Annotated in this window: 23 protein-coding genes; 14 read left to right on the top strand and 9 right to left on the bottom strand. The window is 70.2% G+C overall.

The window, feature by feature from the left end:
* Positions 1–32 precede the first annotated feature (32 nt).
* Entirely contained in the window at positions 33–296 is a 264-nt protein-coding gene (locus OG966_RS08460; RefSeq protein WP_326648829.1) for a hypothetical protein, read from the top strand.
* 36 nt (positions 297–332) lie between these two features.
* Here OG966_RS08460 and OG966_RS08455 read toward each other — a convergent pair whose 3' ends face one another.
* The 4 genes from OG966_RS08455 to hmgA all read right to left on the bottom strand — a co-directional run bounded on the left by OG966_RS08455 (position 333) and on the right by hmgA (position 5,167).
* On the bottom strand, positions 333–1,529 hold the full coding sequence (locus OG966_RS08455) for a CaiB/BaiF CoA transferase family protein (protein ID WP_326648828.1): 1,197 nt from the start codon (positions 1,527–1,529) through the stop codon (positions 333–335).
* A 58-nt stretch (positions 1,530–1,587) separates the two neighbouring features.
* A complete protein-coding gene (locus OG966_RS08450; RefSeq protein WP_326648827.1) occupies positions 1,588–2,757 on the bottom strand; it encodes a type ISP restriction/modification enzyme in 1,170 nt (389 codons plus the stop codon).
* Positions 2,758–3,049: 292 nt separating this feature from the next.
* Complete coding sequence (locus tag OG966_RS08445) at positions 3,050–3,802, bottom strand: GntR family transcriptional regulator (RefSeq protein WP_326648826.1); 753 nt, start codon at positions 3,800–3,802, stop codon at positions 3,050–3,052.
* A gap of 12 nt (positions 3,803–3,814) precedes the next feature.
* On the bottom strand, positions 3,815–5,167 hold the full coding sequence (hmgA, locus tag OG966_RS08440) for a homogentisate 1,2-dioxygenase (protein ID WP_326648825.1): 1,353 nt from the start codon (positions 5,165–5,167) through the stop codon (positions 3,815–3,817).
* 83 nt (positions 5,168–5,250) lie between these two features.
* Here hmgA and OG966_RS08435 point away from each other — a divergent pair, with 83 nt between their 5' ends.
* The 9 genes from OG966_RS08435 (at position 5,251) to OG966_RS08395 (ending at position 17,469) form a co-directional block, all read left to right on the top strand.
* The gene (locus tag OG966_RS08435; protein WP_326655130.1) at positions 5,251–5,877 is read left to right on the top strand and encodes a TetR/AcrR family transcriptional regulator; all 627 of its coding nucleotides are present in this window, start codon (positions 5,251–5,253) and stop codon (positions 5,875–5,877) included.
* Positions 5,878–6,123: 246 nt separating this feature from the next.
* Complete coding sequence (locus tag OG966_RS08430; RefSeq protein ID WP_326648824.1) at positions 6,124–6,597, top strand: carboxymuconolactone decarboxylase family protein; 474 nt, start codon at positions 6,124–6,126, stop codon at positions 6,595–6,597.
* Between the two features lie 219 nt (positions 6,598–6,816).
* Positions 6,817–9,078, top strand: a complete 2,262-nt coding sequence (locus OG966_RS08425) for a molybdopterin oxidoreductase family protein (protein ID WP_326648823.1) — start codon at positions 6,817–6,819, stop codon at positions 9,076–9,078.
* A 120-nt stretch (positions 9,079–9,198) separates the two neighbouring features.
* The gene (locus tag OG966_RS08420) at positions 9,199–10,665 is read left to right on the top strand and encodes a CitMHS family transporter (protein ID WP_326648822.1); all 1,467 of its coding nucleotides are present in this window, start codon (positions 9,199–9,201) and stop codon (positions 10,663–10,665) included.
* 2 nt (positions 10,666–10,667) lie between these two features.
* Positions 10,668–11,966, top strand: coding sequence for an MFS transporter (locus OG966_RS08415; protein ID WP_326648821.1), 1,299 nt, complete (start codon positions 10,668–10,670; stop codon positions 11,964–11,966).
* 53 nt (positions 11,967–12,019) lie between these two features.
* On the top strand, positions 12,020–13,366 hold the full coding sequence (locus OG966_RS08410; protein ID WP_326648819.1) for an ABC transporter ATP-binding protein: 1,347 nt from the start codon (positions 12,020–12,022) through the stop codon (positions 13,364–13,366).
* 100 nt (positions 13,367–13,466) lie between these two features.
* On the top strand, positions 13,467–14,861 hold the full coding sequence (locus OG966_RS08405) for an aldehyde dehydrogenase family protein (RefSeq protein WP_326648818.1): 1,395 nt from the start codon (positions 13,467–13,469) through the stop codon (positions 14,859–14,861).
* Positions 14,862–14,880: 19 nt separating this feature from the next.
* Positions 14,881–15,960, top strand: coding sequence for a Zn-dependent alcohol dehydrogenase (locus OG966_RS08400; protein ID WP_326648817.1), 1,080 nt, complete (start codon positions 14,881–14,883; stop codon positions 15,958–15,960).
* 183 nt (positions 15,961–16,143) lie between these two features.
* The gene (locus OG966_RS08395) at positions 16,144–17,469 is read left to right on the top strand and encodes an MFS transporter (protein ID WP_326648816.1); all 1,326 of its coding nucleotides are present in this window, start codon (positions 16,144–16,146) and stop codon (positions 17,467–17,469) included.
* A 169-nt stretch (positions 17,470–17,638) separates the two neighbouring features.
* On the opposite strand, the gene OG966_RS08390 is transcribed toward OG966_RS08395, so the two are convergent.
* The 3 genes from OG966_RS08390 to OG966_RS08380 all read right to left on the bottom strand — a co-directional run bounded on the left by OG966_RS08390 (position 17,639) and on the right by OG966_RS08380 (position 20,167).
* Complete coding sequence (locus OG966_RS08390) at positions 17,639–18,661, bottom strand: DMT family transporter (RefSeq protein ID WP_326648815.1); 1,023 nt, start codon at positions 18,659–18,661, stop codon at positions 17,639–17,641.
* A 32-nt stretch (positions 18,662–18,693) separates the two neighbouring features.
* The gene (locus OG966_RS08385) at positions 18,694–19,389 is read right to left on the bottom strand and encodes an ArsR/SmtB family transcription factor (protein ID WP_326648814.1); all 696 of its coding nucleotides are present in this window, start codon (positions 19,387–19,389) and stop codon (positions 18,694–18,696) included.
* Between the two features lie 133 nt (positions 19,390–19,522).
* Positions 19,523–20,167: a TetR/AcrR family transcriptional regulator gene (locus tag OG966_RS08380; protein WP_326648813.1), complete on the bottom strand. Its 645-nt coding sequence runs from the start codon at positions 20,165–20,167 to the stop codon at positions 19,523–19,525.
* A 65-nt stretch (positions 20,168–20,232) separates the two neighbouring features.
* Between OG966_RS08380 and OG966_RS08375 the strand changes: the two genes are divergently transcribed.
* The 3 genes from OG966_RS08375 to OG966_RS08365 all read left to right on the top strand — a co-directional run bounded on the left by OG966_RS08375 (position 20,233) and on the right by OG966_RS08365 (position 22,479).
* Entirely contained in the window at positions 20,233–21,384 is a 1,152-nt protein-coding gene (locus OG966_RS08375; protein WP_326648812.1) for an acyl-CoA dehydrogenase family protein, read from the top strand.
* 114 nt (positions 21,385–21,498) lie between these two features.
* Positions 21,499–21,786 carry a YiaA/YiaB family inner membrane protein gene (locus OG966_RS08370; RefSeq protein WP_326648811.1) on the top strand — a complete coding sequence of 96 codons (288 nt, stop codon included), beginning with the start codon at positions 21,499–21,501 and terminating at the stop codon, positions 21,784–21,786.
* A 69-nt stretch (positions 21,787–21,855) separates the two neighbouring features.
* Complete coding sequence (locus OG966_RS08365) at positions 21,856–22,479, top strand: TetR/AcrR family transcriptional regulator (RefSeq protein ID WP_326648810.1); 624 nt, start codon at positions 21,856–21,858, stop codon at positions 22,477–22,479.
* Positions 22,480–22,503: 24 nt separating this feature from the next.
* Here the strand turns inward: OG966_RS08365 and OG966_RS08360 are convergent, their stop codons facing one another.
* Positions 22,504–22,965, bottom strand: coding sequence for a MaoC family dehydratase (locus OG966_RS08360; protein WP_326648809.1), 462 nt, complete (start codon positions 22,963–22,965; stop codon positions 22,504–22,506).
* A gap of 123 nt (positions 22,966–23,088) precedes the next feature.
* Here OG966_RS08360 and soxR point away from each other — a divergent pair, with 123 nt between their 5' ends.
* Complete coding sequence (gene soxR, locus OG966_RS08355) at positions 23,089–23,565, top strand: redox-sensitive transcriptional activator SoxR (RefSeq protein ID WP_326648808.1); 477 nt, start codon at positions 23,089–23,091, stop codon at positions 23,563–23,565.
* Positions 23,566–23,741: 176 nt separating this feature from the next.
* Here the strand turns inward: soxR and OG966_RS08350 are convergent, their stop codons facing one another.
* Positions 23,742–24,851 carry an RNA ligase (ATP) gene (locus OG966_RS08350; protein WP_326648807.1) on the bottom strand — a complete coding sequence of 370 codons (1,110 nt, stop codon included), beginning with the start codon at positions 24,849–24,851 and terminating at the stop codon, positions 23,742–23,744.
* Positions 24,852–24,918 lie beyond the last annotated feature (67 nt).

Raw genomic sequence — 24,918 nt, 5'->3', positions numbered from 1 at the left:
GGCCGGGTGCCCTCGTACGGGTGGGGAGTGACATGGAACAGATAACGGTGCGCAGCAGGCCGCGAGTGCCTGCGATCACGTGTGGGAGCAGTGCGACCAGCACGCGTCTCGACCGCCATCTCGCGGTGCTCGGCGGTCCCGCCGTCCCGCAGCACGAGTCGGCCGAGGCGACGTCGCTGATGCGTGAGCTCACCTCACGTGACGTCGCGCACACCCGCAGGAGCAAGAGCGCGCGGGTGTCGCTCTTCGCGCCGCTCCGGCGGCTGCGTCGCTCGCTCTTCGGCAGCCGCGGCTGAACCGACCACCAGGACGTCAGCTCGACGCGAACGCGCTCAGGCGATCACACCGTCCCGGCGCAGCGCCGCTGTAGCCTCATCCGTCATCCCCAGGGCCTTCAGCAGCGTGTCGGTGTGCTCGCCGAGTGCGGGAACCGCGCCCATTCGTGCCTCCGCCGCACCCGGCAGGGTGATCGGGGGCAACAGAGCCCGCAGCGGTCCGACCGGTGAATCCACTTCCCGCCACCGGTCCCGCGCCGCGAGCTGTGGATGTGCGGCCACATCCGTCACGCTGTTGAGCCGGGCACATGCGATGCCCGCCGCCTCCAGTCGGCCGATCGCCTCCTGAGTGCTCAGCCCCGCCAGGGCACGGGCCACCACCGCATCCGTCCTCGCGCGGTTCGCCGTGCGGGCGGTATTGGTCGCGAAGGCCGGATCCTCGCCCAACTCGGGTCGCTCAAGGACCTGTTCGGCCAGCCGCCGCCACTCCCGGTCGTTCTGCACCGACAGCAGCACCTGTCCGCCATCGGACGTCGTATAGGCGTCGTACGGCGAAATGACGGCGTGCGCGACCCCGGTGCGCGCCGGGGCCTCACCTCCGTGCATCCCGTAGTTCAGCGGATGCCCCATCCACTCGGCCAGCGACTCCAGCATCGAGATCTCGACCGGACCGCCGCGGCCCGTGGTGGCCCGCCGCAGCAGGGCGGCGAGCACACCGGAGAACGCGTACATCGCCGCCGCGATATCTGCCGCGGGAATGCCGGCCTTGACCGGCTGCTGCGCGGTCCCGGTCACCGACACCAGACCCGCCTCGCACTGCACGAGCATGTCGTACGCCCGCTTGTGCGCGTACGGGCCCTGGGCGCCGTAACCGGAGATGTCCACGGCGATCAGCCGCGGGTGCGCCGCGCACAGCGTGGCGGCGTCCAGACCGAGCCGCGCGGCCGCTCCCTGGGCGAGGTTTTGCACGAACACATCGGCGTCCGCGACGAGCCGACGCACGATATCGATGCCGCGCGGGTCCTTGAGGTCGACGGCGATGGACTCCTTGCCGCGGTTGCACCAGACGAAGTGCGAGGCGAGCCCGCGGGCGGCGGTGTCGTAACCGCGCGCGAAGTCACCGCCGTCCGGACGTTCGATCTTGATGACGCGGGCGCCGAGATCGGCGAGCTGGCGGGTGGCGAAGGGCGCCGAGACGGCCTGTTCGACGGCGACGACCGTGATCCCGTCGAGCGGAAGGGGCTGATGGTTCATAACAGCCGTGCCTATCGTGTACGGGCCACCTTTGTCACCCCCCGGACCCTCCACCCACTCACAGCAAGGCGAACTGACCCTCCGGCCCTTCCTCGTGATGGTCGAGCACGGAGGCGGGCCGCCGAGCCGCGGCGGGCGGCGGCAGCACACTCCCGAGCTCCTCGCGCGTGATCTCCGTACCCGCCTTCAACTCTTCTTTCTCTACCCGCAGTTCGCCCAGCAGCGCCAGCACGGTGATCAGCTCCAGCAGCTCGGAGGTCCACTCCTGCGGCCACGAGGCGGGCCGTATCGCCTCCAGCGTGCCCGCTTCGGCCTCGCCGGTCCGGCGCTCGAACCAGAGCTCCAGCACGCGTACGCCGGAGACCTCGAAATCCCAGGCTTCACGCGGCACGGGTGAGATGCGCCCGTCACCGAGGCTGAGCACCTCCTCCGCCGCGTCGTAGCCGATCGCATCGGGCCGGGCGGGCACGGCGGCACGGACATACGGCCTGCGCCCCCCGGGCAGCCGCGGCCGCGCTCCACCACGGACCCCACGCAACTGGATCTCCATGAGCCGCCGCCCCAGGTCCACACCGCTCAGCCACACCCCGGGATCGGCCGGCAGAGGCACCACACATCCGACGGACGACGATTCGGCGACGGCGAGAATCCAGGCGATGACCTCCTCGGCGTCGACCTCGCGCCCGTACGCGGTGCTCAGCGCGGACAGCAGCCCCGGCGCGAGATTGGGCTCGAGCCCACCGGGCCGGCGGTAGAGCGGCCGGATCCGCCCGGGCCTCCCTGCAGGCGATCGCCCGTCCGGCATCAGGGCGGACACCACCACCGAAGCGCCCGGCGCACCTGCCACGTACCCCGGCTCGACGACGAACACCTGCCGCTCGTCGGCGACTCGCCACAACTCGGGGCGAGCCACATCGATCAGCCGGTGGTCGGGGATGAGCCACTGCTCGTCGAAGGGCCCGTGCAGCACCCGGACCGGTGCGGGACACCGCCCGTCCTCCCGGACGAATCTGCCAGTGCCGGTGGACTGGCCAGGCAGCTGGCTGACGGCACTGTGCGGCGTACGCACCCGGGTGCACCCGAACAACGCGTCGCGCTCGCCGGCCCCGGCTCCCACAAGAACATCCCACCGCGCCCTGAGGGAGGCAGCATCCGGGGCCATCACCCAGTCGCGCCCCAGCCGCAACGGAGGCGCGCTCCAGGGCATCAGCTCATCGAGCATCGGCATGCGGACATCCTCCCCCTCACCATGGGCCCGTACCGCGGGGAATGGTAGTCGCGCCCACGGGGGACGCGCAGGGGTCGTGTTCTGGACGTAAAGCGTCGCAAGTCGCGCGAAGCGCGGTGAGGAAAGCAGTCCAGGACACGAGTCCCGGAGCGGCCCGCACCCGCGCCACGGCGACCGGGCCCGCCCGGAGTCCCGCACCCGTGCCCGGCGACCGGGCCGCCCCCAGGGACCAAAGACCCGCACCCCGAGACCTCGCACCCGGGGCGCCCCGCACCGACCGAGCCCCGAGAGATCAGTCCGCGTCCACCGTCACCGAGAACGAGAATCTGTCGCCGCGGTACCGGATCCGCGCCACATCCACCACTCGCCCGCCCTCGTCGTACGTCACCCCGGTGTAGTGCAGGATCGGGCTCAGCAACGGGACCTTCAACAGCTCCGCCGTCGGCGGATCCGCCAGCCGCGCCTCCACCGTGTCCGTGATCCTGCTGATCCGCACGCCCAGCACATCCCGCAGCACCTTCGTCATCGGCCAGCGCTCCAGGTCCGCGAGGTCGAGCCCCGCCGCCACATCCGGACGGACCGCGTTCTCCGCCCAGTTCGTCGGCTCACCGCTCTCCCCGTCGCAGCGCAGCCGCTTGTACAGCATGACCTCCGGCGTCTTGGGGAAGTACTCCACGAGCTCGCCCGGCACCGGCTCCGGCCCGTGCCCCAGAATCGTCGTCCGCTCGCCCGACTGCTGGGCCACGATCGCGTCGATCGAGCCCAGCAGCCGCCTCGGCGCACCCCGCCACGCCCCCGGTTCGATGAAGGTGCCGCGCCGCCGGTGCCTGCTGATCAGCCCCTCCTCCTCCAGCTCCTTGAGGGCCTGGCGCATGGTCAGCACGCTGACGCCGTAGTGCGCGGCGAGCTGCTCCTCGGTGGGCAGCCGCAGTGACGCCTCGGGCGTTCGGCCGAGTATCGAGGCACGCAGCGACTGCGAGACCTGGTACCACAGCGGCAGCTTGCGGTTCAGGACCAGCGAGTCAGGGGCGAAGGAGGAGGTCACAGGGACTCCGTATTAGGACCGGCCGTGGTTTCCGGGGGAGTATCCCCCAGACCCCCAGTGGCGCTGGAGACCCTGCCACACGTTGTCGTACCCCTCCTGCAGATGCCCCGCGCTCATCGCTTGTCCGGTTGCCGTCACCGGCCACCGCGTCTCGAACATGAACGCAAGCCCGTCGTCGATCTTCTGCGGCTTCAGGTCGGCAGCGCTGGCCCGGTCGAAGGTCTCACGATCCGGCCCGTGCGCGGACATCATGTTGTGGAGCGACCCGCCGCCCGGAACAAAGCCCTCAGCCTTGGCGTCGTACGCGCCCTCGATGAGTCCCATGTACTCGCTCATCACATTGCGGTGGAAGTACGGCGGCCGGAAGGTGTCCTCGCCGACCAGCCAGCGCGGCGCGAAGACCACGAAGTCGACGCCTGCGAGCCCAGGCGTGTCCGAAGGAGACGTCAGCACGGTGAAGATCGACGGATCCGGGTGGTCGTAGCTGATGGTGCCGAGCACATTGAAGCGCCGCAGATCGTAGACGTACGGGACATGGTTGCCGTGCCAGGCGACGACATCGAGCGGCGAGTGGTCGTACGTCGCTGCCCAGAGGTTCCCGCAGAACTTGTTGACCACCTCCACCGGCTGCTCCACCTCCTCGTACGCCGCCACCGGCGCGAGGAAGTCGCGGGCGTTGGCCAGCCCGTTCGCGCCGATCGGCCCCAGATCCGGCAGCTGGAACGGCTGCCCGTAGTTCTCGCAGACATATCCGCGCGCGCTCTCGTCCAGGAGCTCCACCCGGAAGCGGACCCCGCGCGGAATCAGCGCGACCTCGCCGGGCCGGGCGGCGAGCAGTCCGAGCTCCGTGCGGAGCAGCAGTCCACCCCGCTCGGGGACGATCAACAGCTCACCGTCCGCGTCGCTGAACACCCGGTCCGTCATGGCGGAGTTGGCGTGGTAGAGGTGCACGGCCATGCCGGTGCGCTGGGTCGCGTCGCCGTTGCCGCCGAGCGTCCACAGACCGGCCAGCCAGTCCGTACCCGGCGCGGGCTCCGGCAGCGGGTTCCAGCGCAGCCGGTTCGGGTCGGGCACGGACTCGGTGAAGGGCGCGCTGCGGAGCCGGCCGTTGTCGATGCGTACGAACGGCGGATGCGCCGCCGACGGGCGGATCCGGTACAGCCATGAGCGGCGGTTGTGGGAGCGCGGCTCGGTGAACGCCGAACCGCTCAGCTGCTCCGCGTAGAGCCCCAGCGGCGCGCGCTGCGGCGAATTGCGTCCGTGCGGCAGCGCGCCGGGCACAGCCTCGGAAGTGTGTTCATTGCCGAAGCCGGGGGAGTGGCCAAGACCCTCGGCCGTCTTCCGTGCCTGCTCGATGCCGCTCATCGTCCGCTCCCCGGTGCTGAAGGATTCCTATGCACAACCGTAGGATTGCAGGCCTGCCCCGTCAACGGGAGCAGGGCGGCATGATGGACGGCGTGTCCCCAGCCCGCCCTGCCCCGCATCTCCGCCGTACGCCCGTGCAGCAGCGCAGCGCCGATCGGCTCGCCCGGATACTGGACGCCTGTGCCGAACTCCTCGACGAGACCGGCTACGAGGAGCTCTCCACCCGCGCGGTGGCCGTCAGGGCCGGGGTCCCCATCGGTTCCGTCTACCGTTTCTTCGGCAATAAACGCGCCCTCGCCGACGCCCTCGCCCACCGCAATCTGGACAGCTACACCGAGCGCATCGGCGGCCGTCTCGCCTCGCTCCCGTCGGCCGACTGGCGCGGTGTCCTCGATGTCGTACTCGACGAGTATCTGGAGATGAAGCGGACCGTCCCCGGTTTCGCACTGATCGACTTCGGCTACCAGATCCCCGTCGGCACGCCCGCGACCGGGGCGAACCACCAGGTGGCGGACCGTCTTGCCGAGCTGCTCGCCGGCCATCTGGGCCGCGGTGCCGACGACGAGCTGCGCCGGGCGGCCCTGGTCTCCGTCGAGGCGGCGGACGCGCTGTTGCAACTCGCCTTCCGCGTGGACCCGGCGGGGGACGAGGAGATCGTCGCGGAGACGCGGGAGCTGTTGCGCGCGTATCTCGCACGGGTTCTCGACTAGGCCGTTTCGCCCGGATCACCGGGCGGACCGGAAGAGGATTCCCGCGATGGGGAGCCGAGCCGCGAGACGACTGCGACCGTTGTGCGCGGGGGCGGCGACGCGGCAGCGGTCCTGAACTTCGTCATCGATGGTCGCTCCCGCGGCGCGGGGGCAGTGGAGACGCACGTCACATTCGTTCATGTCACATAGTGCCGAGGCGTTTCCGTCCTGGGTGTGTAGCCACCGACAACGGCAGAGGAGCACACCATGGATGCCCGTTTGAACGTCTTCGGCAGCCCGACCGCAGGCAAGGTCCTGAAGCACATCATCTCGGCGGGCCAGGTGGTCTCGGCCTCGCCACTGCCGACCGTGACGCAGGAGTTGGTGAAGATCCGCGCGAGTCAGATCAACGGGTGCGGATTCTGCACCGACATGCACACCAAGGAAGCCGTGGCCGCCGGTGAGACGTCGGTGCGCCTCAACCTGGTCGCGGCGTGGCGGGAGGCCACGGTCTTCACCGATGCCGAGCGCGCTGCGCTGGAGCTGGCGGAGCAGGGCACCCGCATCGCGGACGCGGCCCGTGGTGTCACGGACGAAGTCTGGGCGAATGCCGCCAAGCACTACGACGACGAGCAGCTCACCGCCCTGGTGTCCCTGATCGCCGTCATCAACGCCTTCAACCGGCTGAACGTCATCATCCGGCAGCCCGCCGGCGACTACCAGCCCGGCCAGTTCGGATAGCCAGAAGTACCTTGTCCGGGGCCGGAGGCTGTTCCGCGCCGGCACCGGCCCTGGGCGTGGCCGCTGGGAGGACCCTGCCCCTTACCGAAATGTGGGCAGGTCCCCCGTGCGCCCCGGCCCCGGTTTCGGGAAGACGGCTTGCACCCCTCCCCTCCGTGCATACCGGTCGGTATGCTCGGAGTGAACCGCGCGCCACCGCCGCCGCCCCGGGGAGGGCCCATGTCCCGCACCAAAGCCGCCCAGACCGCACCGACGGACGGCGCGCCCGCCGTGCCGCCCGAGGCGGCCCGCACCGCGCTGCGCGTCTGTCCGCTCTGCGAAGCCACCTGCGGGCTGACCCTCACCATCGAGGGCACCCGTGTCACCGGTGCCCGCGGCGACCGCGACGACGTATTCAGCCACGGCTTCATCTGCCCCAAGGGCGCGTCCTTCGGGGAGCTCGACGGCGACCCCGACCGGCTGCGCACCCCCCTCGTGCGCAGGGACGGCGAGCTGAGGGAGGCGAGCTGGGAGGAGGCGTTCGACGAGGTCGCGGCCCGCATCAGGCCGCTGGTCGAGGAACACGGGCCGAACGCCGTGGGCGTCGTCCTCGGCAACCCGAACGTCCACACCATGGCCGGCGCCCTCTATCCCCCCGTACTGCTCTCTCTGCTGCGCACCCGCAATCTCTTCACCGCCAGCACCCTGGACCAGATGCCCAAGCATGTCTCCAGCGGACTGCTCTTCGGCAACGCCATCGCCATCCCCGTCCCGGACCTGGACCGCACCGACCATCTGCTGCTCCTCGGCGCCAACCCCTTCGACTCCAACGGCAGCCTCTGCACCGCGGCCGACTTCCCGGGCAAGCTCAAGGCGCTCCGCAAGCGCGGCGGCACGCTGACCGTCGTCGACCCGCGCCGTACCCGCACCGCTCAGCTCGCCGACCGGCACGTCCCGATCCGGCCCGGAGCGGACGCCCTGCTGCTCGCCGCCCTCGCCCAGGTCCTCTTCGAGGAGAAGCTCACCGATCTCGGAACGCTGGCGGCGCAGATCGAAGGCGTCGACGAACTCCGGGAAGCCATAGGGGAGTTCACGCCGGAAGCCGTCGCCGCCGCTTGCGACATGGACGCGGAGGAGATCCGTACGATCGCCCGCGAGCTCGCCGCCGCACCCACCGCCGCCGTATACGGCCGCGTCGGCAGCAGCACCGTCGAGTTCGGAACCCTCGCCAACTGGCTGGTCGACGTACTCAATGTGCTGACCGGAAACCTCGACCGCCCCGGCGGCGCGCTCTTCCCGCTCGCCGCCACCGACCGGGCGCCCCGCCCCGCCGCCCCCGGCAAGGGCTTTACGCTCGGCCGCTGGGCCAGCAGGGTCAGCGGCCACCCCGAGGCCAAGGGCGAACTGCCGATGGCGGCCCTCGCCGAGGAGATCGACACCCCCGGCGACGGCCGGATCCGCGCTGTCATCTCCATCGCCGCCAACCCGGTGCTCTCCGCCCCCGACGGCGACCGCCTCGACCGCGCGCTGGGCGGACTCGACTTCATGGTCAGCGTCGACCCGTATCTCAATGAGACGTCCCGGCACGCGGATGTGGTGCTGCCCCCGCCACCGCCCTCCCAGAGCGCGCACTTCGACTTCTCCTTCAACAACTTCGCCGTACGCAACCAGGCGCGCTACAGCCCGGCGGTCGTCCCTCTGGAGGAGGGCAGGCTCGGCGAGTGCGAGATCCAGGCCCGGCTGGTGCTCGCCGTGGCCGGCATGCACGGCGCCCACCCGTCCGCCGTGGACGACATGGTCATCGAGAGTTCGCTCACCAAGGCCGTCGCCGACCCGTACTCCCCGCTCCACGGCGAAGACCCCGGGGCTCTGGCCCGTCAGCTCTACGGCAGCACCGGACCCGAGCGGCGCCTGGACATGATGCTGCGCATGGGGCCGTACGACCTCGTCCTCGAGGATCTCCTCCAGAACCCGCACGGCGTCGACCTCGGCCCGCTGCAGCCCCGCCTCCCGCAGATCCTCAAGACCCGCAGCGGACGCGTCGAGCTGCTGCCCGAGCCCATCGCCGCCGATCTGCCGCGGCTGCGGCGCGCCCTGGACGAGCGGCCCGGCACACTCGTCCTGGTCGGCCGCCGCCATCTGCGCTCCAACAACAGCTGGATGCACAATGTCGCCACGCTCAACGGCGGCTCCAACCGCTGCACCCTCCAGATCCACCCCACCGACGCGGCCCGGCTGGGACTCGAGGGCGGCGCCCCGGTCCGTATCAAGGCGGACGGAGGAGAGGTCGAGGCCCCGGTGGAGATCACCGACACGGTACGGACCGGAGTGGTGAGCCTGCCGCACGGCTGGGGGCACGACCGGCCCGGCACCCGGATGTCGGTGGCTGCCTCGCGGCCCGGAGTCAATGTCAATCAGCTGCTCGACGGCTCCAGGCTCGACCCGCTGTCCGGCACCGCCGTGCTCAACGGCTTCCCCGTCGAACTATCACCTCTGCGATGACCTGGGGTTTTGCTCGTATTGCTCACGCGTCAACGTCTTGTTAACGGCGATTGGCGCGACCTAACGTCATCCGAACCGCCGCTCCGGTGGGAGTTCAAGGATGAACGTTAGGTGTCCCCAATGCTGACAATCCTCGGCTTTGCCATGATTGCGACCTTTCTGGTCCTGATCATGATGAAGAAGATGTCGCCGATCGCGTCGCTGGTCCTCATTCCCGCACTCTTCTGCGTACTCGTCGGAAAGGGCGCGCACCTCGGGGACTACGTCATCGAAGGCGTCGGCAATCTCGCCCCCACCGCGGCCATGCTGATGTTCGCGATCGTCTACTTCGGCGTCATGATCGACGTCGGCCTCTTCGACCCGATCGTCCGCGGCATCCTGCGCTTCTGCAAGGCGGACCCGCTGCGCATCGTGGTCGGTACGGCGGTGCTAGCCGCCATCGTCTCGCTGGACGGCGACGGCTCCACCACCTTCATGATCACCGTCTCGGCGATGTATCCGCTCTACAAGCGCCTCAAGATGAGCCTGGTCGTGATGACCGGTGTCGCCGCCACGGCGAACGGCGTGATGAACACCCTGCCCTGGGGCGGTCCCACCGCCCGTGCGGCGACCGCGCTGAAGGTCGACGCGGCCGACATCTTCGTCCCGATGATCCCGGCGCTCGGCGTCGGACTGCTCTTCGTCTTCGTCCTCGCCTATGTGCTGGGCCGGCGCGAGCGCACGCGCCTCGGTGTGCTCACCCTCGACGACGTGCTCGAGACCGAGACCGCCGACGAGACCGTCACCGGGACGGTGCTGGTCAATTCGGGCGGCGCCGGCAAGGGCACGAGGAAGAGCCTCACCGGTGGCGCCGGTACGGGCGCCGACGCCGAGCCCGCGAAGGCCGACGGGAACGACGGCAAGGACGCCGACGGGAACGACGGCAGGCACGGGAACGACGAGGGCTTCCAGGGACTCGACCCGAACCGCGCCACCCTCCGCCCCAGGCTCTACTGGTTCAACGCCGGGCTCACCGTCGCTCTCCTCGCCGCGATGATCATGGAGACTCTCCCCATCCCGGTGCTCTTCCTCCTCGGTGCGGCTCTCGCCCTCACGGTCAACTTCCCCAAGATGGCCGACCAGAGGGCCCGGGTCGCCGCCCACGCCGAGAACGTCCTCAACGTGGCGGGCATGGTCTTCGCCGCCGCCGTCTTCACCGGCGTCCTCACCGGTACCGGCATGGTCAAGCACATGGCCGACTGGCTCGTCGGCGCCATCCCCGAGGGCATGGGCCCGCACATGGGCATCGTCACCGGTCTGCTGAGCCTCCCGCTGACCTATTTCATGTCGAACGACGGCTTCTACTTCGGTGTGCTGCCGGTCCTCGCCGAAGCGGGCTCCGCCCACGGTGTCTCCTCGCTGGAGATCGCCCGCGCATCGCTGGTCGGCCAGGCCCTGCACATGTCGAGCCCGCTGGTCCCCGCCGTGTACGTGCTCGTCGGCATGGCCAAGGTCGAGTTCGGCGACCACACCAAGTTCACCGTCAAGTGGGCCGCGCTCACCTCTCTGGTGGTGCTCGGTGCCGGCGTCCTCTTCGGCATCATCTGATGGTGCCCGCTTCTGGGGAGCCCGGCAGGAGCTGGCTGCTGCGCCTCGTCATCGCCTTCGCCTTCGCGCAGGGCGCGGTGTCGATGGCGCGGCCGGCCGTCTCCTACCGGGCTCTTGCCCTGGGCGCGGACGAGCGCGCGATCGGTGTGATCGCGGGCGTGTACGCGCTGCTTCCCCTGTTCGCCGCCGTACCGCTGGGGCGCAGGACGGACCACGGGCGGTGTGCACCCCTGCTGCCCATCGGTGTTGTCCTGATCTCCGGCGGGTGTGCCCTCAGCGGTACGGCGGTCTCACTTCCCTCGATGGCGGCCTGGAGCGGAGTGATGGGCCTCGGTCATCTCTGCTTCGTCATCGGTGCCCAGTCGATCGTCGCCCGCCAGTCGGCCCCGGACGAACAGGACCGCAACTTCGGCCACTTCACCATCGGCGCCTCGCTCGGCCAGCTGGCCGGACCGATCGCCGCCGGGTTCCTGGTCTCCGAGCAGGATGGCGCCATGGACCGTACGAGCGCACTCGCCCTGGTCACCTCGGCGGCCGTGGCCGCCGTCTCCCTCACCTCGCTCTGGCGCATCGAGCATTGCGTGACCGGCCGTGAGGCTCGCGCACCGCGGTCCAAGGTCCCCGTACACCGCATTCTGCGCACCCGCGGCGTACCCGCCGGGATCTTCATCAGCCTCGCGGTGCTCTCGGCCACCGACATCCTCACGGCCTATCTCCCGGTGATCGGCGAGCACCGCGGTATCGCCCCCGCCGCCATCGGTCTGCTGCTCAGCCTGCGCGCGGCCGCGACCGTCGCCTGCCGCCTTGTGATGACGCCGATGATCCGGCTGCTGGGCCGTACGGCGCTGATGACCGTCACCTGTCTGCTCGGTGGTCTCCTGTGCGCGGGCATTGCGCTGCTCGTCCCGGTATGGGCGCTCGCCGTGATGCTCGCCGTCCTCGGCTTCTGTCTGGGCGTCGGTCAGCCGCTGTCGATGACGACGGTCGTCCAGGCCGCCCCGGCCCGGGCGCGCTCAACCGCACTCGCCCTGAGGCTGACCGGAAACCGCCTCGGCCAGGTCGCCGCTCCCGCTTCCGCGGGACTGGTCGCGGGCATCGCGGGCACGGCCGCGCCGTTCGTCATGCTGGGCACGCTCTTGCTGGTCGCGGCCGGATTGAGCGCCCGGCGGTCAACCCGCCCGGCGGCGGCCGGGGTAAGTGAGGGACGAGACCATGGCCGGGGTCGTCCCCCGGTGGCGGACGGCTCCGTACGAAGAGCCTGTCCCCAACCTTCGCGCGAATCATTCCCTGACCGGGAGTAGTCGGCTATTTTCAGGCGTCTCAGTCGCTCCTCCTCTTCTCCTGGCGGAACCATATGAGTCGCGCCATTTCCCTGCACAGCGTCAGTAAGAGGTACGGACGCGGCACCCGTGCCGTCGACCGCTTCTCCCTGGAGATCGAGCCGGGGGAGTTCGTGGTGCTGCTCGGCCCCTCGGGCTGCGGCAAGTCGACCGTGCTGCGCATGATCGCCGGCCTCGAGGACATCACCGAGGGGGAGTTGCTGCTCGACGGCGAGTACGCCAACTACATCCCGCCTCGCGAACGCGCGATGGCCATGGTGTTCCAGAACTTCGCGCTGTACCCGAGCATGACGAACCGCGAGAACATCGGCTTCCCGCTGCGACTGGAGAACCCCCGCCTGGACATCGGCCCGCAGGTCGAGGCCACCGCCCGGATGCTCGGCATCGAGGATGTCCTCGACCGCTATCCCAGCCAGCTGTCCGGCGGCGAACGCCAGCGGGTCGCGATGGGCCGTGCCATCTCCCGGCGGCCGTCCGTCTTCCTGATGGACGAGCCGCTGTCCAATCTCGACGCCAAGCTGCGTAATCATCTGCGGGCGGAAATCGCGCAGCTCACCGCGGAGTTGGGGGTGACCACCGTCTATGTCACGCACGACCAGGCCGAGGCGATGTCGCTCGGCGACCGGGTCGCGGTGATGCGCGGTGGCGTGCTGCAGCAGGTGAGCACCCCGCGCGAGACCTATGCCCTGCCGGAGAATGTCTTCGTCGCCGCGTTCATCGGCACGCCGCGCATCAACCTCCTGCAGGCCGTCGTGTACGCGCCGCTGGACGGCCGTATGTCGATCGATCTGGGCAAGCAGCGGCTGCCGCTGCCCGAGCCCCTCAGCATCGACCACCAGCTGCTCCGTATCCAGCAGGGCCGGCAGATCATCGTCGGCCTGCGTTCCGAGGCGACCCGGATCGCTCCGCCGAGCCAGGCGCGCCCCGGCGAGGTGGCTCTGACCGGGATCGTCGAGCACATGGAGTACCAGGGGCACGAAGCGCTGGTGTACTTCAACACCGGCTCGCAGCCCGCCGTGGTCGCCGATCTGGAGTCGCCCAAGCCGCAGCCCACCCCGCGCCGCCGCCGCGGAAGAAGCGGCGGCCCGAGCGTGCTGACCCGGCTGAAGGAGCGTGCGGCCGCGCATGTCTCGGGTCCCGTCGTGGTGCTCGACGACCCGGCGCCGGAGCCCGCCGCTCCGTTGTACGAGCGCCAAGCCGTTTCCACGGGCGATCTGGTCGTCAGGACCGGCCCCGACGTCCGGCTGCGTACCGGCGCCCAGGTGCCTCTCCTCGTCGACCTCGCGCATCTCTACGTCTTCGACCACCAAGGACGACGGATCTGTCCCGCTCCCGCCGACCTCCTCGGGCTGGATGCCTGAAGCCTGCGCCGGTCTCCTCACCCCGGGTGCCCCTGGCGCCCAAAAACTAACACCGCTAGTTTGGGGTCCGGAAGACTACCGCAGGTTCTGGAGGAGTGCGATGAAGGCTCACGACGGCATGTATATCGGCGGCCAGTGGCGGCCGGCCGCCGGACCCGACACGATCGCGGTGGTCAATCCGGCGGACGAGCAGGTCATCGCCCATGTCCCGGCCGGCACGGCGGAGGATGTCGACGCCGCCGTACGCGCCGCCCGCGAGGCCTTCCCGGCCTGGGCCGCGACCCCTCCCGCCGAACGCGCGGCGCGGATCGCGGCGCTGCGTGACGTGCTCGTGGCCCGCAAGGACGAGATCGCGGAGACGGTCACGGCCGAGCTCGGCGCACCACTCGCCCTCTCGCAGATGGTCCATGCCGCAGTACCGGTCCTGGTAGCCGGATCGTACGCGGAACTGGCCGCCTCGTACTCCTTCGAGGAGAAGATCGGCAATTCCACCGTGCTGCTGGAGCCGGTCGGCGTGGTCGGCGCCATCACCCCCTGGAACTACCCGCTGCACCAGGTCGTCGCCAAGGTGGCCCCGGCTCTCGCGGCGGGCTGCACGGTCGTACTCAAGCCCGCCGAGGACACCCCGCTGACCGCCCAGCTCTTCGCCGAGGCCGTGCACGAGGCCGGGCTGCCCGCCGGAGTGTTCAACCTGGTGACCGGCCTCGGCCCGGTCGCCGGCCAGGCACTCGCCGCGCACGAGGGTGTCGATCTGGTCTCCTTCACCGGCTCCACCGCGGTCGGCAGGCAGATCGGCGCGACGGCCGGCGCAGCCGTCAAGCGGGTCGCGCTGGAGCTCGGCGGCAAGTCGGCCAATGTCATCCTGCCGAGCGCCGACCTGGCCAAGGCCGTCAGCGTCGGCATCGCCAATGTCATGTCCAACTCCGGCCAGACATGCAGCGCCTGGACCCGGATGCTGGTGCACAAGGACCAGTACGACGAGGCGGTCGCGCTCGCCGCAGCCGCGGTCGCCAAGTACGTGCCGGGCGAGCGGGTCGGCCCACTGGTCAACGCCAAGCAGCAGCAGCGCGTACGCGGCTATATCGAGAAGGGTGTCGCCGAGGGAGCCCGTCTCGTCGCGGGCGGCCCCGACGCCCCGCACGAGACGGGCTACTACGTCAGCCCGACCGTCTTCGCCGATGTCACTGAGGACATGACCATCGCGCAGGAGGAGATCTTCGGCCCGGTGGTCTCCGTGCTCAAGTACGAGGACGAGGAGGACGCGCTCCGGATCGCCAACGGCACCGTCTACGGTCTCGCGGGCGCGGTCTGGGCCGGCGACGAGACGGAGGCCGTCGCCTTCGCGCGCCGGATGGACACCGGACAGGTCGACATCAACGGCGGCCGCTTCAACCCCCTCGCGCCGTTCGGCGGTTACAAGCAGTCCGGCGTCGGCCGCGAGCTCGGCCCGCACGGTCTGTCCGAGTATCTCCAGACCAAGTCCCTCCAGTTCTGAGCCGGGAGTCCCACCCATCATGGTCCGCGCCGCCGTACTGCCCGCCGTCGGCTCTCCGCTGGAGATCACCGACATCGAACTGCCCGAGCCTGGCCCCGGCAGGGTGAGGGTCCGCCTCGCCGCCGTCGGGGTCTGTCACTCCGATCTGTCCCTGTCCAACGGCACCATGCGCGTCCCCGTCCCGGCCGTCCTCGGCCATGAGGGCGCCGGCACGGTCGTCTCCGTCGGTGAAGGCGTCACCCATGTCGCCCCCGGCGACGGCGTGGTTCTCAACTGGGCGCCTTCGTGCGGGAGTTGCCACTACTGCGGGATCGGCGAGGTGTGGCTGTGCGCGGGCGCGCTCGCGGGCGCCGCAAGCGTCTACGCCCGTACCGCCGACGGCGTCGAACTCCACCCCGGCCTGAACGTCGCGGCCTTCGCCGAAGAGACCGTGGTCGCCGCGAACTGCGTTCTGCCGGTCCCGGACGGCGTCCCGCTCGCCGATGCCGCCCTGCTCGGCTGCGCGGTCCTCACCGGCTACGGCGCCGTCCATCACTCCGCCCGCGTCCGGCAGGGGGAGTCGGTGGTGGTCTTCGGCGTCGGCGGCGTCGGCATCGCCACCCTCCAGTCCGCCCGGATCGCAGGCGCCTCGACCGTCATCGCGGTCGATGTCTCGCCGGAGAAGGAGTCGCTCGCCCGCAGGGCGGGCGCCACCGAGTACGTCATCGCCTCCGAGACCACAGCCAAGGAGATCCGTAAACTCACCGGCGGCCAGGGTGCGGACGTCGCCATCGAGTGTGTCGGCCGGGCCGCCACCATCCGCACCGCATGGGACTCCACCCGCCGCGGCGGCCGCACCACGGTCGTCGGCATCGGAGGCAAGGACCAGCAGGTCAGCTTTAACGCACTGGAGATCTTCCACTGGGGCCGTACGCTCTCCGGCTGCGTCTACGGCAACAGTGATCCGGCTCGTGACCTGCCCGTCCTCGCCGCACACATCCGCGCCGGACGCCTCGACCTGAGCTCCATGATCACCGAGCGGATCGCGCTCGACGGCATCCCCGCCGCCTTCGACAACATGCTCGCCGGCAAGGGGGGCCGGGCCCTGGTCGTCTTCTAGATTCCGCTCCCGCAGCACCCCGGCCGCCCGTGCGCGGCCGGGGTGTCAGTGCTGCCTTCGAACTCCCGCTGACGAGTCATGCCCGGGCAAAAACTCCTGGTGCGCGAACCGTTGACCGCCATACCACCCGGTCGGTACGGTCCCCGCACTCCTCGTCCCCGCACCCATCGGAGTGTGCACAGCATGGACACGGCCGCACAGCTCACCGACAGCACCGCCCCGGCCCCCGCCGACCCGAACCGCCGCAGGGTGGCCACAGCCGCCGCCCTCGCCTCCGCCGTCGAGTGGTACGACTACTTCGTCTTCGGCATCGCCGCGGCTCTCGTCCTCGGCGACCTCTACTTCCCCTCCGGCAGCTCATCGGCCGGTGTGCTCGCCGCCTTCGCCACCTTCGCGGTCGGCTTCCTCGCCCGGCCCATCGGCGGGATCATCGCGGGCCAGCTCGGCGACAAGCACGGCCGCAAGCCGATGCTCGTCGTCGCGCTGACCCTGATGGGCGTCGCCACCACCGGAATCGGCCTCCTCCCGACGTACGAGACGATCGGCATCGCCGCCCCCGTGCTGCTCGTCCTGCTCCGCGTGGTCCAGGGCATCGCGGTCGGCGCCCAGTGGGGCGGCGCGATGCTGATGGCCACGGAGTACGCCCCGGAGGGCAAGCGCGGGCTGTACGGGAGCCTGGTCCAGCTCGGCGTCCCCATCGGAGTGGTGACCGCCAACACTGTCTTCCTGGTCGCCGGTGCCGTCACCAGTGACTCCACCTTCGCCACCTGGGGATGGCGGGTCCCGTTCTTCGTCGGCTTCCTCGTCCTCGCCCTCGCCTGGTTCATCCACACCCGGGTCGAGGAGACGCCCGCATTCCGCGAGGCCGAGCAGGCCCTGGCCGCACAGGAGAAGAGCGAGCCCCGCTCACCGCTCCGTACGATCCTGCGCAAGCACCTCGGCACGGTCTTCCTGGCCGGCGGTTCCTTCGCGGTGAACACCGCCACCTTCTACATCATCATCACCGGCGTGCTCGACTACGCGACCCGCGAACTCGAGATGAAGCGCAGCGCCGTGCTCACCGTCTCGCTCTGCGTCAGCCTCACCCAGCTGGCGCTGATACCCGCGGCCGCGGCCCTCTCCGACCGCATCGGACGGCTGCGCATCTACGCCGCGGGCGCGGTCGGCCTGCTGGTCTGGGCAATTCCGATGTTCCTGCTGATCGACACCAAGTCACTGCTCTGGCTGGGCGTCGGCACCTTCGTCACCAGCTGTTTCCTCAGCATCATGTACGGGCCGCAGGCGGCGCTGTTCGCCGAACTCTTCACCGCCGAGATGCGCTACACCGGAGCCTCGCTCGGCTACCAGATAGCCGCGGTCCTCGGCGGCGGCCTGGCTCCGTTCATGATGGTCCTGCTGCTGGAGGCGACCGGCACTTCGATGGCCGTCTCCGGCTACATCATCGGCCTGGCGGTGATCGCCCTCGTCTCGATCAAGATCCTGGCCTCACGGGCCGCCGCCCGGGATTGAGCCGGCACTCCGTTCCGTCCGTACGGCCGCCGCCCCCCGGCGCGGCGGCCGTACTCACTCACGAGCTCACGAGCTCACGAGCTCACGAGCTCACGAGCTCACGAGCTCACGAACTCACGAGCTCACGAGCCCCGGGGGCGGGAACGGCGTGGCTGCGGGAGCGCGCGGCTCAGGTCTGACGGGGCCCGGCACCGGACCCCGCCGGTCCCGTGTTCGCCGGTCCGGTCTCCGCTGTTCCTGTCTCCGGCGTCCCGGCCCCGAACGCGGAGGCGTCGGCCCCCGCTTCCGTCACCGGCCGCCGAGCCCGGCCCCGGGAGCGGGAGACGGCCACACCGGCCAGGCACAGGGCGCCTCCTGCCAGCGTCAGCCCGGCCGGCACCTCGTCCAGCGCCAGCCAGGACATCAGGACGACCAGAGCGGGGACGGCATACGTCGTCGCGCCCATCCGTCCCGCCGTCGTACGTGCCAGGGCATAGGCCCACGTCGTGAACGCCAGCGCGGTCGGGAACACCCCCAGATAGACCATGTTGAGCGTCGCCGTCACGGGCGCCCGGCTCGCCTCGTCGACCAGCTGCCCGACGAACGGCAGACAGGCCACCGCCCCGACCAGACACCCGAACGTCGTCACCTGCAGTGCGCTCGCACGGGCCAGCGCCGGCTTCTGACCGACCACCCCGGCCGCGTACCCCACCGCCGCCAGCAGACACAGCAGCACTCCCAGCGCGGATGCGCTGCCCTCGCCCGACATCGAGAGCCCGACGGTCACCGCTCCTGCGAACGACACCGCCATGCCGGCCAGCAGCCGCGGCGGCAGCGCCTCGCCCAGCAGCCGCGCGCCGAGCAGCGCGATGAGGATCGGCCCGATGTTCACGACCATCGCGGCCGTGCCCGCGTCGACCTGCTGCTCACCCCAGTTGAGCACCACCATGTAGACCCCGAACCAGAGCAGCCCCGAGACTGCGATCCCGGGCCAGGCGGCTCGCGGCGGCAGCCCCTCGCGCCGTATCAGCAGGAAGACGCCGAGTACGAGGGACCCGGCGAGCAGCCTTCCGAGGGCGAGTGCGCCGGGAGAGTACGCATCGCCCGCGCTGCGGATCGACACAAAGGCCGAGGCCCACAGCAGCACGGTGACGCCGGCCGCGGCCAGCGCGGGCCACTGCGGGCGGGGGACGGGGTGTGCGGGGTTCGTCATGGGGCGACCGTACGTCCCCGGCCATTCGGCGCTCACCGCAATATCTCCGGCTCGATGCCGAGCAGCTCGCCCAGCGCCCGCTCGCCGGCCGCGGTCACCTTCACCGCACGCTCGGATCCGATCCGTACGCACCAGCCCGCATCCAGCGCATGCCGGCACAGCTCCGCCCCGGCGATGCCGGCGAGATGCGGTTTGCGCTCGGTCCAGTCCAGACATCCCCGTGCGAGCGGACGTCGCCCCTTCCGCCGCAGTTCGATGCCCAACTCGCCGAACCATGCCGTCCCTTGATCGGTCAGGGCGAAACCGGTGTCCTGGCGCAGCAGCCCGCGTACCGTCATGGCCTGCGTGATCTCGATCCCGAGCCGCCCGGCGAGATGGTCGTAGCAGGTCCGCCCGCGCGCCATGGCACTGCGCGCGCTCGCCACCCGCAGGGACCGCGGCGCCGGGGCGGGTGCCGGGGCGGCATGCGAGGCGAGCTCCTCGAGGAGATGTGCGACGTGTTCGTCGGCGAGGCGCACGTACCGGTGCCGCCCTTGCCGCTCCTCGGCGAGCAGCCCGCCTGTGACGAGCTTGCCCAGATGCTCACTGGCGGTCGACGCCGCGACGCCCGCATGCCGTGCGAGTTCGCCGGCGGTCCAGGCCCGTCCGTCGAGCAGTACGAGACAGAAGGAGGCGCGGGTCTCGTCGGCCAGCAGTGCGGCGAATGCGGCCAGGTCTCTGGATTGCATGACTCCAGGATCGGCCATTCACCCTTCGGCGGTGGCCGAACTGTTCCGGTGCCTCCGGTCCGAGAGGTTCCACCGGAGAGGCCCGTTCCTGAGGGGGTGAATGAGGGGCTGTCCATGACGGGCGCGCCGCCCGTCAGGTGCGCACCAGGGCCGCGTACTGGACGGCAAGGCCGTCGATGAGTGCCCGGAGCCCCGTCTCGAACGCGCCCTCGTCCACCTTCTGCTGCCGGTCGGCGAGCAGATGGGCCTGGCCGAGATGCGGGTAGTCGGCCGGATCGTACGCCGTTTCGTCGTCGACGAATCCGCGGGCGAAGGAGCCGAGCGCCGAGCCGGTGATGAAGTACCGCATCAGGGCGCCGATATGGGTCGCCTGGGCCGGTGGCCAGCCGGCCCGGACCATCGCGCCGAAGACGGCGTCGGCCACCCGCAGGCCGGCCGGGCGGCGGCCTGGGCCGCGGGCGAGGACAGGGACCGTGTTGGGGTGGGCGGTCAGGGCGGCGCGGTAGGAGACGGCCCAGTCGTGGAGCGCGGTGCGCCAGTCGCGCGCGTCGTCCTCCTCGAACATCGACAGGTCGACCTGGGCGCTGATCGCGTCGGCGACCGCTTCGAGGATCTCGTCCTTGTTGCGGAAGTGGTTGTAGAGGGAGGGCCCGCTGACGCCCAGCTCGGCGGCGAGCCGCCGGGTGGAGACGGCCTCCAGACCCTCCGCGTCCACGAGTGCGCTCGCCGTTTCGACGATGCGTTCTCTGCTGAGGAGGGGCTTGCGCGGTCGGGCCATGCGGCACATAGTAGGGCCTGCCAGCAAGAAACTAGCAGTGATAGTTAAAAGTGGGGTGGGCGCGAATGAACCTGGAGCTCAGCGAGGAGCAGGCAGCCGTCCGGCAGCTGGCCAAGGACTTCGTCGACCGTGAGATCACCCCGCATGTCGTCGCATGGGACCGCGCCGAGAACGTCGACAAATCGATCGTCAAAAAGCTGGGCGCGCTGGGCTTCCTCGGGCTCACCGTCGACGAGGAGTACGGTGGCTCCGGCGGTGACCACCTGGCGTACTGCCTGGTCACGGAGGAGCTCGGGCGAGGCGACTCCTCGGTGCGCGGCATTGTCTCCGTATCCCTGGGGCTGGTCGCCAAGACGATCGCTGCCTGGGGGGACGAGTCGCAGAAGCGTGCGTGGCTGCCCCGGCTCACCGCCGGTGAGGCGATCGGCTGCTTCGGGCTGACGGAGCCGGGCACCGGCTCCGATGCGGGAAATCTGACCACCAAGGCTGTGCGGGACGGCGACGACTACGTCATCAACGGCTCCAAAATGTTCATCACCAACGGCACCTGGGCCGATGTGGTGCTCCTCTTCGCCCGTACCAACGACACGCCCGGCCACAAGGGCGTCTCCGCCTTCCTGGTGCCGGCCGACACGCCCGGACTGAGCCGTCGCACCATCCACGGAAAGCTGGGCCTGCGCGGCCAGGCAACCGCCGAACTGGTTCTCGAGGACGTCCGTGTCCCCGCGGCCACTCTGCTCGGCCCCGAGGGCAAGGGCTTCGCCATCGCCATGTCCGCGCTCGCCAAGGGGCGGATGTCGGTGGCGGCGGGCTGCGTCGGCATCGCGCAGGCCGCCCTCGACGCGGCAGTCGGCTATGCGGGCGAGCGCGAGCAGTTCGGCAGGTCCATCGCCTCGTACCAGCTGGTCCAGGAGCTGATCAGCGACATCTCGGTGGATGTGGACGCGGCCAGGCTGCTGACCTGGCGGGTCGCCGACCTCGTCGACCGCGGCGAGGACTTCGCCACCGCCGCGTCCCAGGCCAAACTCTTCGCATCCGAGGCCGCCGTGCGCTGTGCCAACAACGCTCTGCAGGTCTTCGGCGGTTACGGCTACATCGACGAGTACCCGGTCGGCAAACTGCTGCGCGACGCCCGCGTGATGACCCTCTACGAAGGCACCAGTCAGATCCAGAAGCTGATCATCGGCCGCGCGCTCACCGGAGTCTCCGCGTTCTGACCCGGTGGGTTGTTGATCCGGTGGGTCCGGCAGCCGGTGTCTCCGGGCCTCTGAGTACGCTGATGAGTACGGGAGCGGATGTGGCACCGGCCACACCGGCCGATGCTGACCGGCATGAGTGAAACACCGGTCAAGCAGCAGAACACGGCGGCCTTCTACGGTCAGGCCGTCGCCTCCTTCGCTGTCGCCCTGGCGGCCGTCGGCCTCGGCATCCTGTATCTCGACGCGGATGCCTGGGTGCGCGGCTTCCTCGCCATCGCCGTCCTCTACCTCACCACCTCGGCGTTCACCCTGGCCAAGGTGATCAGGGACCGTCAGGAGGCCGGGCAGATCGTCAGCCGCGTCGACCAGGCCCGGCTGGAAAAGATGCTCGCCGAGCACGACCCCTTCCAAAAGGTCTGACCAGATGCCCTAAGCGCTTGCTCACCCTCGGGGTATGGTGTGCGTTCTGCTGATCGGAAGGGGCCAGTGATGAGTACGGCGGAGGACACGGCCGGCGAGGACATGCCGTGGGGTGAGGTCACGCCCGAGGCGGCCAGAAAGCTGCTCGTCGCCGCCGTCGAGGCCTTCGCCGAAAGCGGCTACCACGCGACGACGACGCGGGACATCGCGGGCCGCGCGGGGATGAGCCCGGCCGCGCTCTACATCCACTACAAGACCAAGGAAGAGCTGCTTCACCGGATCAGCCGGATCGGGCACGACAAGGCGCTGGAGATCCTTACGGCGGCGGACGCCGGCGGCGGCACACCTTCCGATCGGCTCGCCGACGCGGTGCGCTCCTTCGTGCGCTGGCATGCCGGGCGGCACGACACCGCGCACGTGGTCCAGTACGAGATCGACGCGCTCTCCGACGACCACCGCACCGAGATCTTGGAGTTGCGGCGCCGCAGCGACGCCGTGGTGCGGGGCATCCTGCGCGACGGCGTGGAGACGGGGGAGTTCGACGTCCCCGATGTGCCCGGCACCACGGTCGCCGTGCTGTCGCTCTGCATCGACGTGGCGCGGTGGTTCAACGTGCGGGGAGCCCGGACGCCCGACGAGGTCGGCGCGCTCTACGCCGACCTCGTCCTGCGCATGGTCGCCGCTCGGAAGTAGCTCAGGAGCGGTCCAGGCCGACGCTCAGAAGTAGTAGCGGGACACCGACTCGGCCACGCACACCGGCTTGTCGCCGCCCTCGCGCTCCACTGTGACGAGGGCGGTCACCTGCACACCGCCGCCCGCCTCCTCGACGTTCTGGAGGACCGCCGACGCGCGCAGCCGTGAGCCCACCGGCACGGGGGAGGGGAAGCGGACCTTGTTGGCCCCGTAGTTGATGCCCATCTTCATGCCTTCGACGCGCAGGATCTGCGGTACGAAGACCGGCAGCAGCGACAGCGTGAGATAGCCGTGCGCGATCGTCGTGCCGAACGGGCCGCTCGCGGCCCGCTCCGGGTCCACATGGATCCACTGGTGGTCGCCGGTGGCGTCGGCGAAGAGGTCGATCCGCTTCTGCTCGACTTCCAGCCATTCGCTGTGCCCCAGCTGTTCGCCGACCCCGGCGCGCAGCTCATCGGCGGAGGTGAAGATCCTCGGCTCGGCCATGTCCCTGGTCCCTGCCTCTCAAGCGTTCACAAGCTCATTGTCTAAGCGCTTGCTCAGCATGGTTGTGCATGCGCTCTTCTGTCAACGGAAGGCTGCCAACACACGACCAGTAGGGTTCGAGGAGTGCCACAGATTCCCGAGAAGATCCATGAGCTCACGGTCGGCCAGCTGTCCGCGCGCAGTGGCGCGGCCGTGTCCGCCCTCCACTTCTACGAGTCAAAGGGCCTGATCAGCAGCCGCAGGACCACCGGAAACCAGCGCCGCTACAGCAGGGACGCACTGCGCCGCGTCGCCTTCGTGCGCGCCGCGCAGCGCGTCGGCATTCCGCTCGCCACCATCCGGGACGCGCTCGCCGAGCTGCCCGACGAACGCACGCCGGACCGTGAGGACTGGGCGCGGCTGTCCGAGGCCTGGCGTACCGAGCTCGATGAACGCATCAAGCAGCTCGGCAGGCTCCGTGACCATCTCACCGACTGCATCGGCTGCGGCTGTCTCTCGCTGGAGACCTGTGTGCTGTCCAACCCGGACGACATCTCGGGCGAGCGGATGAGCGGCTCGCGGCTGTTGCCGGAGCGCCGGTCCGCGAAGGACTGCTGCTGATGCGGGCGCGGTGGCCCATGCGGCCGGCCCGGTCCGTCCGGGCCCGCCGGGCAGAGGGTTCGTCCTCGGTCGCCGGACGGGCCTGAAGATCAAGCCCGTGTGGCGAGCCGCCGACCGGCGGTGGGCCCGCACCCCCGTGACGGGCCCACCTCTTCCACGGTCCGCGCAGGGTCGCTCTACTCGTACTCCGTGCCACCCTTGCGAGTCAGATACGCCGGGCTGACCGCCTTGGCGATCGCGCGGCCGCCCACCACGGGGCTGTAGCGCTCGGTGGCCGGACGGATCACGACGCCCTCGCGCAGATGCAGCTCGCGCCCGGACACGGTTTCCCGCCCGCTTGCCAGCTCCAGCACCTTCTCGATGTCGTACGGACCCTCGTACAGCCTTGGTACGAGCGGCAGTTCACCCTCCAGCAGCCCGGCCGGATCCAGCCAGCGGACCTGGCCGTCGATCTCCGCCGATACGTCGAATACGGCGTAACCCAGTGCCTCGGAGCGCGCGTTGGCACCGTAGCCGAGGTCCTGCACCCCGGCGCCGTACACCTCGCCGAAGAGACCGATCCGGCTCGCTCCCAGCTTCTCGGCGAGGCGCGCCGCGACCGCGGGGACGTCATGGCCGAGCACCGCGCGCCAGTACAGATTCCGCGGATCCTCTGTGAGCGCCAGACCCTTGGCGCCGAAGCCCTTCGACGACACCTGCACCTTCCCCCGGCCTCCGGTCGTGGGGACCCCCGTCTCGCTTCGCTCTCCGTCCGCCACGCTGTACGTCAGCAGGCAGGCCGAACCGTGCAGCTTCTCGGTCAGCACCACCGGCTCGCCCGGCTCGAATATCTCCGGGTAGCGCTGGATGTTCTCGATGTCGACCCACGGCAGCAGTTCGGGCGCCCGCTCCACCTCCCCGTCCATCGTGGGCGGGATGGGCGGCGACCACTTGGTGATCGAGAGCAGCTCCGCGAAGTCCGTGCCGTCGGCGGCCGCCTGCGTCAGATCGAGGTCCGCGAGCGCCCGCGGCCGGCACACGATGCCTTGCGACAGCTCGCCGCGCAGCCGCACCGCCTTGACCCGGTCGGACGCCTTGCCGGCCAGACGCCCGGTCAGCCCCAGCTCCTCGATCAACTCCGCGGGCAGCACTGCCTGTTCCGGGATGTACACGGCAGCGTCGCCACTGCGGTAGGCGCCCTTGGCGACGACCGCGCGGTACAGACCCACCTGGGCCAGCTCGAGCGCATCGGCGTTCGGGTGCTCGTGAACGGTGAGCAGTTCTGCGGTGACTCGCAGCGTCGACATCGGCGCCTCCTCGGTTACGGATTGCCTTCACCACTGTGAGGGCTGTCGAGGGTGGGCAGCCACCGAA

Source organism: Streptomyces sp. NBC_01750 (assembly GCF_035918095.1).
Lineage (GTDB): Bacteria > Actinomycetota > Actinomycetes > Streptomycetales > Streptomycetaceae > Streptomyces.
This window is presented reverse-complemented; position numbering and strand designations above follow the sequence as displayed.